Annotated in this window: 13 protein-coding genes; 3 read left to right on the top strand and 10 right to left on the bottom strand. The window is 56.1% G+C overall.

From position 1 onward, the window contains the following. Nucleotides 1–60 precede the first annotated feature (60 nt). Genes ACI6NM_RS04630 through ACI6NM_RS04670 form a run of 9 tightly spaced genes read right to left on the bottom strand, consistent with a single transcriptional unit; the run spans nucleotide 61 to nucleotide 8,659 of the window. Complete coding sequence (locus ACI6NM_RS04630) at nucleotides 61–966, bottom strand: diacylglycerol/lipid kinase family protein (protein ID WP_158359618.1); 906 nt, start codon at nucleotides 964–966, stop codon at nucleotides 61–63. Further along, the gene (gene mutY, locus ACI6NM_RS04635) at nucleotides 963–2,102 is read right to left on the bottom strand and encodes an A/G-specific adenine glycosylase (protein ID WP_262428060.1); all 1,140 of its coding nucleotides are present in this window, start codon (nucleotides 2,100–2,102) and stop codon (nucleotides 963–965) included. Before mutY ends, ACI6NM_RS04630 begins: the two co-directional genes overlap by 4 nt. Beyond that, a complete protein-coding gene (locus ACI6NM_RS04640; RefSeq protein ID WP_262428061.1) occupies nucleotides 2,095–3,075 on the bottom strand; it encodes a biotin--[acetyl-CoA-carboxylase] ligase in 981 nt (326 codons plus the stop codon). The genes mutY and ACI6NM_RS04640 overlap by 8 nt, the downstream gene beginning before the upstream one ends. Nucleotides 3,076–3,078: 3 nt before the next feature. After that, entirely contained in the window at nucleotides 3,079–3,387 is a 309-nt protein-coding gene (locus tag ACI6NM_RS04645) for a DUF6637 family protein (protein WP_022273819.1), read from the bottom strand. A 10-nt stretch (nucleotides 3,388–3,397) separates the two neighbouring features. Next, the gene (locus tag ACI6NM_RS04650; RefSeq protein ID WP_262428062.1) at nucleotides 3,398–4,531 is read right to left on the bottom strand and encodes a patatin-like phospholipase family protein; all 1,134 of its coding nucleotides are present in this window, start codon (nucleotides 4,529–4,531) and stop codon (nucleotides 3,398–3,400) included. Beyond that, nucleotides 4,528–5,475, bottom strand: a complete 948-nt coding sequence (locus tag ACI6NM_RS04655) for an SPFH domain-containing protein (RefSeq protein WP_262428063.1) — start codon at nucleotides 5,473–5,475, stop codon at nucleotides 4,528–4,530. Before ACI6NM_RS04655 ends, ACI6NM_RS04650 begins: the two co-directional genes overlap by 4 nt. A 1-nt stretch (nucleotide 5,476) precedes the next feature. Next, nucleotides 5,477–5,917, bottom strand: a complete 441-nt coding sequence (locus ACI6NM_RS04660) for an NfeD family protein (protein WP_262428064.1) — start codon at nucleotides 5,915–5,917, stop codon at nucleotides 5,477–5,479. A 13-nt stretch (nucleotides 5,918–5,930) separates the two neighbouring features. Continuing rightward, nucleotides 5,931–6,728 (bottom strand): TrmH family RNA methyltransferase, encoded by a 798-nt coding sequence (locus tag ACI6NM_RS04665; protein ID WP_022273824.1) that lies wholly within the window; start codon nucleotides 6,726–6,728, stop codon nucleotides 5,931–5,933. Further along, nucleotides 6,725–8,659, bottom strand: a complete 1,935-nt coding sequence (locus ACI6NM_RS04670) for an NAD(+) synthase (protein WP_262428065.1) — start codon at nucleotides 8,657–8,659, stop codon at nucleotides 6,725–6,727. Before ACI6NM_RS04670 ends, ACI6NM_RS04665 begins: the two co-directional genes overlap by 4 nt. Nucleotides 8,660–8,837: 178 nt before the next feature. Here ACI6NM_RS04670 and ACI6NM_RS04675 point away from each other — a divergent pair, with 178 nt between their 5' ends. The 3 genes from ACI6NM_RS04675 (at nucleotide 8,838) to ACI6NM_RS04685 (ending at nucleotide 12,807) form a co-directional block, all read left to right on the top strand. Continuing rightward, complete coding sequence (locus ACI6NM_RS04675) at nucleotides 8,838–9,560, top strand: tRNA threonylcarbamoyladenosine dehydratase (RefSeq protein WP_262428066.1); 723 nt, start codon at nucleotides 8,838–8,840, stop codon at nucleotides 9,558–9,560. Nucleotides 9,561–9,896: 336 nt separating this feature from the next. Next, nucleotides 9,897–11,300: a spore germination protein gene (locus ACI6NM_RS04680; protein ID WP_262428067.1), complete on the top strand. Its 1,404-nt coding sequence runs from the start codon at nucleotides 9,897–9,899 to the stop codon at nucleotides 11,298–11,300. A 748-nt stretch (nucleotides 11,301–12,048) separates the two neighbouring features. Then, nucleotides 12,049–12,807, top strand: coding sequence for a creatininase family protein (locus ACI6NM_RS04685; protein WP_022273828.1), 759 nt, complete (start codon nucleotides 12,049–12,051; stop codon nucleotides 12,805–12,807). Here ACI6NM_RS04685 and ACI6NM_RS04690 read toward each other — a convergent pair. Continuing rightward, nucleotides 12,773–14,014 (bottom strand): MFS transporter, encoded by a 1,242-nt coding sequence (locus ACI6NM_RS04690; protein ID WP_262428068.1) that lies wholly within the window; start codon nucleotides 14,012–14,014, stop codon nucleotides 12,773–12,775. The genes ACI6NM_RS04685 and ACI6NM_RS04690 overlap by 35 nt on opposite strands. Between the last annotated feature and the right edge of the window lie 3 nt (nucleotides 14,015–14,017).

Consider the following 14,017-nt stretch of genomic DNA (forward strand, 5'->3'; position numbering starts at 1 on the left):
TCCTGTGATACAGACAAACTGTTCCACGATGATTCATTATATACCATCCCACTACATTTTTCAACATTTTTTTATCTTTTCTCCGCATCTTAAGGCAATGGCTCCGTGGATGTTCTCCACCACAGTCTCCTTCAATGTCCCTCCGTATTCGCCGTCTAAGACCCAGGATACCTCTTCTTTGGCGGTGATGACCACCCGGGAGGTGTGGAACCGGAATACATAAGCGTTTTCCTCATCCTTTAAAAACATATAGGAGACGATATTGGACAGATCCGACGGGGTCTTCGGCGTCCGGATAAATAAGGCCTCAAACATTCCGTCGTCAAAATCCACATCCCTGGGAGTCAGGCCCTTAAAGCCGCCGACGCTGGTGGTATTGGTGATCATTCCGAAGATAAACTCTCCCTCAATGGTCCCCTCCTCCCACTGGATCTTCATATGATGGGATTTTAAAGAGGCCAGGCTCTTCACTGACTCCAGGATATAGGCCTGATGGCCCAGGACATTTTTCTTATCCTGGGGAGTTTTATAAGAAACCTCGGTAAAGGCCCCAAAGGCCGCAATGTATACAAAATACCGGTCCGTGCCGAACCGGCCCACATCCACCTGTCTCTCTCCCGCCGTCAGGGCAACCTCCGCGGCCTCTCTGGGATCTCCGGGGATCTCCAGGCTCCGGGCATAATCGTTGGTGGAGCCGGAGGGAAGATAGCCCAGCACCGGCCGTTTTTCCAGCGCCATGAGGCCCGATACCACATTGTTTAAAGTGCCGTCCCCGCCGCTGCATAAAAACAGATCCGCGGAGCTGCCGTATTCCCTGGCGATGCGCTCCGCATCCTGGGAGTTCTGGGTCACATACACCGAAGGAAAATAGCCCTGGCTGCAGAAATAATCCAGGATCCCCATGAGCTGGCTCCGGATCTGCTCCCGGCCGGACCGGGGATTAAACAGAAATATCATGTTTTTCATTCTTCTTCCCCTCCATATCTCTGATCCAGATATTTTTTATAGACTGCAAAGGCGTTGGGGACCGGATACTCCTTCCGGATCTCCTCCCAGGTCAGGAAAAGCGCCGGGCCACTCTCCTCTCCCGGCAGCGATTCCGGCATTTCCTTTAAGGAGACGAAATATCCGCCCATATGCCATTCCACATGGCTGAAGATATGCTTCGCCTCTGGAAGCGGCTCCGGCCAGACCTCCTGGTCCAGAAGCGCTCCGGCTTCTTCGGCAGAAAGCTGTCCCGGCACGTTCACAAACTCATAAAGGGAAGCCAGGAGTCCGTCCTCCCTGCGCTTTCTTATGGCTATTTTATCCTGGTATTCCAGTAATAATACGGTCTTTTCCTCGATCTTCCTCTTTTTCTTCGGCGTTTTTACCGGCAGCTTTTCCGTCAGCCCCTGGCTCCTTGCGGCACAGACTGTAAAAAACGGACACTGGCTGCACAAGGGCGCTCCCCCGGGGATGCAGATCATGGCTCCTGTCTCGATGAGCGCCTGGTTAAAGTCCCCGGCGCTCCCCGGCTGTATGACCTCTGATACCAGGGCCTCCATTTTCTTCTTTGTGGACTGCTTTAAAATATCGTCAAAGCTCCCGGTCACCCGGGACAGCACCCTCAGTACATTGCCGTCCACCGCCGGCACCGGAAGCTCAAAGGCAATGGAGGCAATGGCTCCCGCCGTATAGCTGCCGATCCCGGGAAGTGCCAGGATCTCCCCGTAGCTTTCCGGAAAGATCCCGTTATATTTTTCCGTCAGGATCTCTGCGGCCTTTTTTATATTTCTGGCGCGGCTGTAATATCCCAGCCCCTCCCAGCATTTTAAAAGCTCCTCCTCCGGAGCAGCCGCAAGATCCGAAATCCTGGGGAAGTGCTCAAAAAACCGGAAAAAGTACGGTTTTACCGCCTCCACCCGGGTCTGCTGGAGCATGATCTCAGAGATCCAGATCCGGTATGGGTCCCGGTTTTCCCTCCATGGAAGATCCCTCTTTTCCCTTCTGTACCAGGAAAGCAGGGGGCCGGAGGCCAGTAAGAGCCGCTCTTTCCCGGACAGCTCCCGCTCCTCTGGCGGGAGGACCTGGAGGGCCTCGTAAGGAGACGGCCTAAACATAGCCGTACACTCCCCGGACTGAGACCTCTCCCGAGATCACCTCTGTGACCGTGCCGTCAGAAAGCTCCACCAGAAGCCCGCCAGTCTTTGTGATCCCCTGGCAGAGGCCCCGGTACTCTCCCTTCGGGTCCAGCACACAGACCTCCTGTCCCTGGTTCACCAGCTTTTCATTATATTCCTCCAGCAGCGCGGACATATCCTCTGTTTTAACAAAGATCCCGTAATACTCCTCCAGGGCCTCCAGGATCCTTTCGATGATCCGGCTCCTGTGGTACTTTTTCCCCGTTTCCAGATAAAGGGACGTGGCCGTCTTCCTAAGCTCCTCCGGAAACTCCTCCTGGTTTACGTTGATCCCTGTTCCTATCACCACATATTTGATCTCCATAAATTCCGTTCCCATTTCCGTCAGGATCCCGCAGATCTTCTTCTTATTTAATACAAGATCATTGGGCCATTTGATCTGGCTCTCGATCCCTGTGGCCTCCTTGATGCCCTTCTGGGCTGCTAGAGCCATGACCAGGGTCAGCATGGAGGCAGAAACAGGTGAGATCTCCGGCCGCAGCAGGAGGCTCATCCAGACGCCCACACCTGCCGGAGAGATCCAGTTCCTTCCTCTCCGTCCCCGGCCTCCGTCCTGGATCTCCGCCACCGCCAGGGTCCCATGGGAGGCGCCAGCTTCGCCTGCCAGTCTTGCCTGGATATTGGTGGAATCTGTCCGGTCAAAATAATGGATCTCCTTCCCCGCCCATCGGGTCTTTAAGGAGCTTTCCAGCTCCTCCTTTGACAATACGTCGGATACGCTCTTTAAAATGTATCCCTTGTTCCGGATGGCCTCGATCTCGTAGCCCTCTTCCTTTAGCTGGTTGATCACCTTCCAGACCGCCGTTCTGGATACGCCGAACCGCTCGCAGAGCTCCTGTCCGGAAAGATATCCGTCCGACTCCTTCAGTAATTTAAGGATCTCTCCCTTCATCCTCTACCTCCACCAGATGCTCACTGCGCTGATGACTGCAAGGACCGCCAGGGCTCCTCCAAACGCCATCTGAAGCGCGGATGAGATCTTTTTTTTCTGGTTCCTTACACTGCGCTTATATCTGTATTTTCCGGTGACCAGATTTAATATAGCCGCCAGAAGAAAAATGACCGGAAAGAAAAACATATATTCCTCCGGATTTATAAAGGAAATGACCGCCATGACCACCACCGCCGCACCAATGACGATGTGCAGGGTATCCAGGGCCATGGACTCTCCTCTCACTCTGCGTCTTCTCTCTTTTCCAGGCATCCAAAGTCTCCTAACTCTTTCCTAATATCCTGTGTACCCGCTCCATGATCCCGTCCGCCGTATAGATCTCAAACACCTCCAGATCCATGGATCTGGCGCAGACCTCCAGGACCGCCCCGTAAAGCTCCCTGTAATCCCAGTCGGGCCTCAGCCTGAATTTTTCTGCCAGAGAGGGAAATACATGCTCCGTATACATCCGGTAGCCAGAGGTCCCCTCTCCCTCCCCACGCTCCAGATGGACGGAAAAATAATGGCGGAAGATCTGGATTTCAGTCATAAGGCGGTTGAAATAATAGGCCTCTGTATGGGGCAGATAAAAATAATACCTTCTGCCAGCCAGACCATAAAGCAGACGCCTGGCGTCAAAATATCCCAGGGTCATGTTCCGTCTGGTCCTCTTTTTCTCGAACTCCAGGATCCCGCCCAGATTTCTCCTGGGAGCGATCCTGTATACATTCACGTCCTCCGGCAGCTCCGTCCGCCGTTCCGTATCCACGCCGATGCCGTAGATCCGGATCACGATCAGATTTTTATATCCCCGCTCTGCCAGGACGTCCACCGGCACGTTGTTCACCATACCGCCGTCCAGATACGTCTTTCCGCCCAGCTTTTCATTTTTAAAGGCCGGGAAAAACGCGCTGGCTAACAATACGTCCTTTATGGTCCCAGAAGGAGCCTGCTTCACGTCAAAGACCACCTCCCTCCGGTCCGTGACCGAAAGAGAGGTGACATAAAGATCACAGGGGGAGCTTCTGATCTTTTCCTCATCCACGTATTTCTCCAGGAGCTCTTTAAAGGGGGTGATATCAAGCCCCCGGCCGGAAACCACCTTCCTGGCCTCTGCCATGAGCTGGGGGACCGTGGAGGCCTTCAGGCCCAGGGTCTTTATGGCCCGGATCGTTTCATCCTCCACGTTTAAGATCTGGGAGTATGCCAGATTTCCCCACAGCTCTTCGGCTGCCTTTAAGTCTCCCATACAAAGGAAGGCGCCGTTTAAGGCGCCCACAGAAGCGCCCGCCACAGCGCCGATCCGGATCCCGGCCTCAGTGACCGCCTTTAAGGCGCCGATCTGGTATGCGCCCCTGGCTCCGCCGCCTTCTAAAACGACACCGTATTCCAGGGACGGGTCCAGGGTCAGTCTCATGCCTTCACATCCGTATCTTTTGCGATCTCAGTAACGCTCTTCACAAGTCCCGCCACCGACTGGATCTCCGACGGAATGATGATCTTGGTGGCTCTGCCGTCTGCGGCCTTTGTAAAGGCCTCCAGGCTCTTTAAGGTCAGCACCGCCTGGTCTGCGCCTGCCTCCTTGATCATACGGATACCGTCTGCATTGGCCTGCTGGATCTTTAAGATCGCCTCCGCCTGGCCCTCTGCCTCACGGATCCGTTTTTCCTTTTCAGCCTCTGCGTGAAGGATGGCCGCCTGCTTATCGGCCTCTGCATCCAGGATGGCCGACTGCTTTTTACCCTCGGCCACCAGGATCGTGGATTTCTTTTCACCTTCAGCCCTTAAGATCGCCTCCCGGCGTTCCCGCTCTGCCTTCATCTGCTTTTCCATGGCGTCCTGGATGGCTGCCGGAGGAATGATGTTCTTAAGCTCCACCCGGTTTACCTTGATTCCCCAGGGATCGGTGGCCACGTCCAGGGCTGCGCGCATTTTGGTGTTGATGGTCTCCCTGGAGGTCAGGGTCTGGTCTAACTCCAGGTCGCCGATGATGTTTCTGAGCGTCGTGGCCGTCAGGTTCTCAATGGCCATGATGGGATTTTCCACTCCATAAGCGTAAAGCTTGGGGTCTGTGATCTGGAAAAATACCACTGTGTCGATCTTCATGGTCACGTTGTCCTTGGTGATCACCGGCTGGGGCGCGAAATCCACCACCTGCTCCTTTAAGATCACCCGCTTTGCCACCCGGTCGATGAAGGGCATTTTAAAATGAACGCCCACCGACCAGGTATCCAGATACGCTCCCAGCCGTTCCACCACCAGAGCCTGGGCCTGGGGAACGATCTTTACACAGGAGGTCAGCAGAAGCAGGACTACAACAACAAGTATACTGATCCCAATAAAGCTTAATAAAAAATCCATACTATTCTCCTTCCGAAATACGGTCCACCATCAGTTTCACTCCGCGGATCTCTTTTACGATCACTGTCTCTCCTTTATGGATCACCAGATCGTCCCTCACCGCCCTGGCCGTCCATTCCTGACCGTTGAGAACAGCCGTTCCAGAGCCGGAGCCATTGTCGATCTCCTCCAGTACCCTGGCCTTTTTTCCCACAAGTCCGTCCACATTGGTCCTTACAGTCCCTTTGTTGACGTACTTAACGGCAAAGGGCCTGGTAAAGATCAGAAGGACAAAGGAGACCGCCAGAAATACCGTCATCTGCACCTGGAAGGAAAGTCCGGCCAACGCCATAAAGAACGCCGCCAGGGCTCCGCCTGCAAACCAGATGGTCGTCAGTGCCATGGTACCGACTTCTATTCCCACCAGTGCCACAAAAACCACAAGCCAGCCTATCATTGCCATCGTATCAGCTCCTTTATTTCATGCTGCGGCCGCTCCTCCTCTGCCTGGCCGTCTCAAACATCAGGATCGAGGCCGCCACAGCCGCATTTAAGGATTCCACCTTTCCGGCCATGGGGATCTTCACCCAGGCGTCGGCAGCGGCAGAAAGCTCCTCTGTCAGGCCATTTCCTTCGTTTCCAATGAGGAAGCCGGTATTACCAGTATAATCCTCCTCCTCATAATTATTCCTTCCTTCCAGATGGGCCGCAAACAGCCGGATCCCCCCGGCCTTCAGCTCCCGGACTGTTCCGGGAAGGTCGTCCGTATAAAGAAAGGGAACGCGGAAGGCGGAGCCCATGGTGGAGCGGACCACCTTGGGATTGTAGATATCCACCGTATCCCGGCTCATGATGACGCCGGTGATCCCGGCCCCTTCCCCGGCTCTTAAGATGGTGCCCAGGTTTCCCGGGTCCTGGAGATTCTCCAGGATCATCAGATGGGCCGGGCCCGGGGCAGAAAGCAGATCTGAAAGCACGTATTCATACTGCTTTGCCAGGGCCAGGATCCCCTGGGGCGTCTGGGTGTCGGACATGGCAGAAAAAACCTGGTCCGTGACGATCTCATACCGGGAAAACCGTTCCAGCAGTCCGGCGTTTTCCCTGTTTTTAAGGAAGCTCTCCGAAACGTAAAGCCGCCAGGCCCGATCCGGCGGAAGCTCTGAGACCATCCGGAGCCCCTCGGCCACAAAAAGCCCCGCCTCATTCCTGGCCTTTGCCTTTTTCCTCAGCTCCACCACCATTTTTACCTGGTCATTCTTTGTACTGCTGATCATCGGGAACCCTCCGCCATAAGGCTCTCTGCCTCCTCCAGCCAGATCCTGGCGGCCGCATCCGACGGCATCCTCAGATCTCCTCTGGGAGATACGGCCACGGAACCGACCTTGGGGCCGTCAGGCAGGCAGGACCGTTTAAACTGCTGGGAGAAGAACCGGCGGTAGAAGGTCTTTAACCACTTAAGGATCACAGCGCTGTCATAGATCCCGGCAAAAGCCGTTTCTGCCAGACGGAAGATCCTGGAAGGCCGGTATCCATACCGGAGGATATAATACATAAAGAAGTCATGGAGCTCATAGGGGCCCACCAGATCCTCGGTCTTCTGGGAGATCACCCCGTCCTCCGGCGGCAGCAGCTCCGGGCTCACCGGCGTGTCCAGGATGTCATAAAGGACATCCTTCAGTTCTTCGTCGCCGCAGGTATCCGCGTAATACCGTACCAGGTGGCGGACCAGCGTCTTGGGGACCGATGCGTTCACCCCGTACATGGACATATGGTCTCCGTTGTAGGTGGCCCAGCCCAGGGCCAGCTCCGACATATCGCCGGTGCCGATGACCATTCCTCCGTTTTCATTGGCCAGATCCATCAGGACCTGGGTCCGCTCCCTGGCCTGGGAATTTTCATAGGTCACGTCATGGTCGTCCATGCTGTGGCCCAGATCCCGGAAGTGGACTGCCACAGCCTCTTTGATGCTGACCTCCTTAAGCTCTGCTCCCAGCTTTTTCGTAAGAAGGCAGGCATTCTTATAGGTCCGGTCTGTGGTCCCGAAGCAGGGCATGGTCACAGAAAGGATCTTTTCCCTGGGGATCTTAAGCATATCAAAGGCCCTGGCCGTCACCAGAAGGGCCAGCGTGGAATCCAGTCCGCCGGAAATCCCTACCACTGCCTGGGTACAGCCCGTGTGGGCCAGCCGCTTTTTCAGTCCCAGCGCCTGGATCGTTAAGATCTCCTCGCACCGTTCATTCCTTTCGGCAGCTCCGGAAGGGATAAACGGAGTCGGATCCACCGGACGCTTAAGCTCCTTAAGGTCCTCCATTTCCAGTTCAAAATCCATATAATCGTACTGCTCCCTGGGATTTTCCACCTGGAAGGTGGTCATCCTCCGGCGCTCGCTGCAGATCCGCTTAAGGTCCAGGTCTGCCAGGATCATCCCGTTTTCAAACCGCCGGAACTCAGCCAGCACCGTACCGTTTTCTGCGATCAGATCATGGCCGCCGAATACCAGGTCCTGGGTGGATTCTCCCTCTCCTGCATTGGCGCAGATATATCCGCACACCAGTCTGGCCGACTGTCCGGCAATGAGAGATCTCCGGTAGACATGTTTTCCTGCGGTCTCGCTGCTGGCAGAGCAGTTGACGATCACAGTGGCTCCGGCCCTGGCATGGGAGATGCTGGGCGGGTCCATGACCCACACGTCCTCACAGATCTCTCCGGCCACCACCAGCTCCGGAAGATTCACGCACCGCAGCAGGATCCCGCTTCCAAAGGGAACGATCCTTCCGTCCCATTCCATGGGCTCCGGCACATCCGGCCCCGGCGTAAAGTGGCGCAGTTCATAAAATTCCGAATAATTGGGAATGTTTTTCTTCGTGATCAAGGCCAGCAGCTCTCCGTCATGGACCGCCGCAGCCACATTGTAAAGCTTTCCGTCCTTCATCCACGGAAGTCCCACAAAGAACAGAACATCGTGGCCTTCACTCCTGCGGATCAGCTTTTTCAGCATGTCCGCCGCCGTATCCACCAGGATATCCTGGTGGAACAGGTCTCCGCAGGTATAGCCCGTCAGGCAGAGCTCCGGGAACACCATGAGCTTTGCCCCGTTTTTCTCCCCCTCTTCGATCATATTCCAGACCTGGGCTTCATTGTAAACCGGGTCTGCCACCTTTATATCTGGCGTAGCAGCCGCAACGCGGATAAAACCGTCTTTCATTTCGTTACTCCTTTTCTAAGCCATAGCGTTACTGTCCAGTACACGCAGCCGGGATATCCCCGCCTTTCTGCGTTATCTCCATTATACACGTTTTTTCGTAAAAAGGGAAGTTGGGAATTGAGTCATGAAAAAGTTTATGATACACTCATAAGAAAACCAGAAATGGAGATCAATCGTTATGAATGAAACCTTTATACGGACGGCCCAGCTTCTGGGAGACCAGGGCTTTTCGCGGCTGTCCTCCTCTGTCGTAGCCGTATTCGGCCTGGGCGGCGTCGGCTCCCACTGTGCGGAGGCCCTGGCCCGGTCCGGCGTCGGGACCCTGTTCCTCATCGACTCCGATACGGTGGCTCCCTCCAATATCAACCGCCAGAGCATCGCTCTTTTAAGCACTGTGGGACAAAAAAAAACGGACGTGATGAAGGAAAAGATCGCAGACATAAATCCAGAGTGCTCTGTTTTCACAAGCAGCGCTTTTGTGCTCCCGGAAAACCTCCGGGAGGTCTTTTCCTCCTGCCCTGTGAAGCCGGATTACATCATCGACGCCATCGACACCGTCAGCGCCAAGCTGGCCCTGGTCTCCTATGCCAGGGAAGAGGGGATCCCCATCCTGTCGTCCATGGGCACCGGAAACAAGCTCCATCCGGAGGCCTTCCGCATCGGGGATATCTACTCCACCAGCGTCTGCCCCCTGTGCCGGGTCATGCGCAGGGAATTAAAAAAGCGGGAGATCCCCGCCTTAAAGGTCCTGTATTCCGAGGAGACGCCCCGCAGACCCGAAACGCCGGGAGAGACGAAGGGCTCCGGCCGTCCCGCTCCTGCCAGCATCGCCTTTGTGCCGCCGGTGGCCGGGCTCCTCATAGCCGGAGAGGTGATCCGGGAACTGTCCGGCACAGACTGACACGCTCCTGCTCCTCCCGGGACAGGCTCCCGGCCCCTCTCCTTCTTTTTACAAAGCGAAACGCTGCATTCTCCCCACAGAATGCAGCGTCTCTTCACGTTCAATATACCTCACATTATACAGTTCCCCAAAATTATTCCCCAATAATTTCAGACAGCTTGTAATATACCACAATTATGCATTTCCGTCAACCAGATCTATCGTAAAATCTGCACAATTTTCTTTTATCCATTCCTTATGTACATCTGTCCGTATATTTTCACTGGTCCTGGGAATACTTCCATCATAACAATGGAAATACAGGCGGGAACCGTCCGCCTGGGAAGGACATTTATTATGAAGCTTTCATCCGATCTGAACCAGACCATGGCACGTTTTCACCAGCTTCTGGACGTGCAGACCAATTTCGATATTGTCTACCATACCCTGACGATCGGCGGGAAACAGGCGCTGATCTATTTTGTGGACGGCTTAACCAAGGACGAGGTGCTCCTGCGGATCATGCAGGGCTTCGCGTCCATACAGCCAGACGATATGCCGGATTCTCCCCACGGATTCTCGAAAAAATACGTTCCCTATGGAGAGACCGGCCTGGAGGACGAAGAAAGTCAGATCCTGGTCAGCCTTCTCTCCGGCCTTTCCTGCCTTCTCATCGACGGCTATGACAAATGCATCACCATCGACTGCCGCACCTACCCGGCCCGCGGCGTGGAGGAGCCGGAAAAAGACAAGGTGCTCCGGGGCTCCAGGGACGGGTTTGTGGAGACCCTGATCTTTAACACAGCTCTGATCCGCCGCCGGATCCGGGATGTGGACTTCACCGTGGAGATCACCCAGGCCGGAGAACGCTCCCATACGGACATTGCCATCTGCTATATGAAAGGGCGGGTGGACCAGGAGCTTTTAAAGACCATAAAGGAGCGCATCCAGAGCCTTCATGTGGACGCGCTGACCATGAACCAGGAGAGCCTGGCCGAGTGCCTTTACCCCCACAAATGGTACAACCCGTTCCCGAAATTTCGTTTTTCCGAGCGGCCCGACACGGCGGCGGCCTCTATCCTGGAGGGGAATATCATCATCCTGGTGGATAACTCCCCCTCCTGTATGATCCTCCCCTCGTCCGTATTCGACATCATCGAAGAAGCGGACGACTACTATTTTCCGCCAGTCACAGGAACATACCTGCGTCTCTCTAGGATGACCGTCTCCCTTCTCACCCTGTTTTTAACACCCCTATGGCTCCTGCTCATGCAGAATCCCCAGTGGATCCCGGACTGGCTCCAGTTCATCCAGATCGCCGATGAGCAGTTTGTCCCGCTGATCTGGCAGCTCCTCATCCTGGAATTCGCCATCGACGGCCTCCGTCTGGCGGCAGTCAACACTCCCAGTATGCTGACCACACCCTTAAGCGTCATCGCCGGTATCGTCCTGGGTGAATACTCTGTGAAATCCGGCTGGTTCAACTCCGAGACCATGCTGTACATGGCCTTCGTCACCATCGCCAACTACTCCCAGGCCAGCTTCGAGATGGGCTACGCCCTAAAATTCATGCGTGTGATCCTCCTGGTCCTCACGTCCCTCTTCAACCTGTGGGGCTTCATCGCCGGGACCGTGCTCTGCGTCTGCGCCGTGGCCTTCAATAAGACCATCGCCGGAAAGAGCTACATCTATCCGCTGATCCCCTTTTCATGGAGCGAATGTAAAAAAAGATTCTTCCGCGGCCGCCTCCCGCATAAGTAGGCACCTTCCGCCCCCGTATCCAGACGCGCTCCCGCTCCAGTCTGCACGCAGCGGCGCATAGGGCCGCAAAATACGCGGCCCAAACGCCGGCGTGCAGAAGGGTCTGGCTACGGGGGCGGAAGGTGCTGTATAGGGGGTGGCGGGCGCTAGGGGGAAGGGCGGCGTATCCAGACGCGCTCTCACTCCGGTCTGCACGTAACGACGCGTAAGGCCGCAAAATTCACGGCCCAAACGCCGGCGTGCAGAAGGGTCTGGCTACGGGGCGGAAGGTGCTGTATAGGGGGTGGCGGGCGCTAGGGGGAAGGGCGGCGTATCCAGACGCGCTCTCACTCCGGTCTGCACGTAACGACGCGTAAGGCCGCAAAATTCACGGCCCAAACGCCGGCGTGCAGAAGGGTCTGGCTACGGGGCGGAAGGTGCTGTATAGGGGGTGGCGGGCGCTAGGGGGAAGGGAAAAGGCAGGTTCTTTGGCGTCCGTGACATCTACCAGCCCAAAACTCCCGGAGCCTTTCCCATGTCGGAGGGGGATGGAACTTCTTGGGCTGTGGGGGGATGCGTTATGGGGGAGCATGGACTTGTCTGAGCGGAGCGAGTTGTCCATGGTCCCCCATGCCCTTCGCAGCCCTCCGGAGCCCTAGATGTTCCGCCCCGCAGACCCAGGGAAAGGCTCCGGGAGTTTTGGGCGTATCTCTGGTAATGTTCCCTCTCCTGTGGTACAATAGGTTCCAGGAAAAGGAGGTACTCAATTATGTTTCTTGAAAAAATCACCTGGAAGCAGGCGGAAGGCTATTTTAAGGAAAAGGACATTGCCATCATCCCCGTGGGAAGCACGGAGAACCATGGCTCCCAGCTCTGCCTGGGCACGGATTTCCTGATCCCCCGCCGCCTCTGCGAAATGATGGACGAGCGTTTAAATATCCTGATCGCTCCCACGGTCCCTTTCGGCGTCGGCGACCAGCACATTAATTTCCCCGGCACCATCACCATTGGCTACGACGGGCTTTACGATCTGATGACCCGGATCGTGGACCAGCTTTACGGTTTCGGTATCCGTAAGTTTGTTTTCTTGAACGGCCATGGAGGGAATACCCCGGTGCTCCAGCGGGTGGCCCTGGAACTGGACGAGCGCCATGCCATGGGTGCGATCTTAAACTGGTGGCTTTTAGCCGGAGAACTGGATCCCCGGTGGAAGGGCGGCCACGGCGGCGGCGAAGAAACCGCAGCCATGCTGGCCATTGACCCGTCCTGTGTACATATGGAATATTTTATGCCCTTTGAACCGAAGGATCTGAGTCCGGATCTGACCTTTGCCGGATCCTTCAACGTGAACTGCAATGGCGTTTCCGTTCCGGTGCCCCGCCATGTGGACCGCTATTCGTCCTGCGGCTGGTACGGCCCCGACTCCCCGGAAACGGCCACAAAGGAATGGGGAGAAGAAATGTTAAAGGCCACAGCGGATTTCTGCGTGGACTTTATAAAGAAGTTTGAACGTGTTTCCCTGGGATGATCCTCTGATGCATGAGGGCCATGACCACCAGAAGCACTAAAAGATAATATGGATACAGGGAAGCTCCCAGATGGTCTGCCAGGAATCCAAAAAACGGCGGCATCAGGGAGCTTCCTATATATGCCCCTGCCATCTGTACGCCAATGACAGCCTGTGAAAGCTCCACCCCGAACCGGGACGGCGTGGAATGGATCACACTGGGATAAATGGGCGCGCAGCCAAGCCCCATGAGAAGAAGGCCGGCCTGGCTGTGGCCGCCTCCCGGAAACAGAAGGATCAGAAAGCCCGCCGCCAGGATCCCAGTACCCAGGCGGATCATACCGTCGTCGCTGATCCACTCCGTAAGGAAGCCGCTGACTGCCCTTCCGGCCGTGATCCCCAGATAGAAAAGACCGGCCAGGGCGGCGGCGCGTTCAGCCGGGACCTTATGGACCAGGACCAGATAGCTGCTGGCCCAGAGTCCTGCCGTGGTCTCCAGGGCATTGTAGCAGAAAAACATGGCCACCGTTTCCCGGGCCATGGGGATCCTTAAGAGTGCCAGAAGGCCCGGCGCACGGTCTGCCCCGGCCTCCTCGGCCGCTTCCTCTCCACGGCTTTTTTTCTCTTCCCGGACGTTTTTCTGTCCGGCTGCCGTTTCGTTCCTGTCCTTCCCGTTTCCTGGCTTCATTTTCCATAAGGGCAGGCTTATGACCAGGACCGCTGCCAGCACCGTCTGGGCCAGGCCCACGGCCCGGTAGCCCATGCTCCAGCCATATCCTCCCGCAAGGACCGTCCCCATGACCGACGGGCCCAGGAAAGCGCCCACGCCCCACATACAGTGGAGCCAGCTCATATGGCGGCTTTTGAAGTGAAGGGCCACATAATGGTTGAGGGCTGCATCCACGCTTCCTGCTCCCAGCCCGTAAGGAACGGCCCAGAGGCAGAGCTGCCAGAAGGAACGGCTTGCGGAAAAGCCCAGGAGAGCCGCCGCCGTGGCCGCCACGCTGGCAGCCGTCACCCTTCCCGGGCCGAACCGGCTGGTGAGCCGGCTGCTCTGGAGGCTGGATATGATGGTCCCGAAGCAGATGATCATGGAGACCATTCCGGCACGGGAGACCGGGACCCCAAGTTCCCCGTACATAGACGGCCAGGCGGCGCCCAGAAGAGAATCGGGAAGGCCCAGGCTTATGAACGCCAGATAGATCACTGCCAGAAGTATATGTGTCATAGC

Origin of the sequence: Pilosibacter sp. YYHA0881 (assembly GCF_051602715.1) — a bacterium.
GTDB classification, from domain to species: Bacteria; Bacillota; Clostridia; order Lachnospirales; family Lachnospiraceae; genus Alitiscatomonas; species Alitiscatomonas aceti.

Excerpts from the sequence above, each read along its gene's own strand:
- ACI6NM_RS04630 (WP_158359618.1), bottom strand. The coding sequence starts at position 966 with ATGAAAAACATGATATTTCTGTTTAATCCCCGGTCCGGCCGGGAGCAG.
- mutY (WP_262428060.1), bottom strand. The coding sequence starts at position 2,102 with ATGTTTAGGCCGTCTCCTTACGAGGCCCTCCAGGTCCTCCCGCCAGAG.
- ACI6NM_RS04640 (WP_262428061.1), bottom strand. The coding sequence starts at position 3,075 with ATGAAGGGAGAGATCCTTAAATTACTGAAGGAGTCGGACGGATATCTT.
- ACI6NM_RS04645 (WP_022273819.1), bottom strand. The coding sequence starts at position 3,387 with ATGCCTGGAAAAGAGAGAAGACGCAGAGTGAGAGGAGAGTCCATGGCC.
- ACI6NM_RS04650 (WP_262428062.1), bottom strand. The coding sequence starts at position 4,531 with ATGAGACTGACCCTGGACCCGTCCCTGGAATACGGTGTCGTTTTAGAA.
- ACI6NM_RS04655 (WP_262428063.1), bottom strand. The coding sequence starts at position 5,475 with ATGGATTTTTTATTAAGCTTTATTGGGATCAGTATACTTGTTGTTGTA.
- ACI6NM_RS04660 (WP_262428064.1), bottom strand. The coding sequence starts at position 5,917 with ATGGCAATGATAGGCTGGCTTGTGGTTTTTGTGGCACTGGTGGGAATA.
- ACI6NM_RS04665 (WP_022273824.1), bottom strand. The coding sequence starts at position 6,728 with ATGATCAGCAGTACAAAGAATGACCAGGTAAAAATGGTGGTGGAGCTG.
- ACI6NM_RS04670 (WP_262428065.1), bottom strand. The coding sequence starts at position 8,659 with ATGAAAGACGGTTTTATCCGCGTTGCGGCTGCTACGCCAGATATAAAG.
- ACI6NM_RS04675 (WP_262428066.1), top strand. The coding sequence starts at position 8,838 with ATGAATGAAACCTTTATACGGACGGCCCAGCTTCTGGGAGACCAGGGC.
- ACI6NM_RS04680 (WP_262428067.1), top strand. The coding sequence starts at position 9,897 with ATGAAGCTTTCATCCGATCTGAACCAGACCATGGCACGTTTTCACCAG.
- ACI6NM_RS04685 (WP_022273828.1), top strand. The coding sequence starts at position 12,049 with ATGTTTCTTGAAAAAATCACCTGGAAGCAGGCGGAAGGCTATTTTAAG.
- ACI6NM_RS04690 (WP_262428068.1), bottom strand. The coding sequence starts at position 14,014 with ATGACACATATACTTCTGGCAGTGATCTATCTGGCGTTCATAAGCCTG.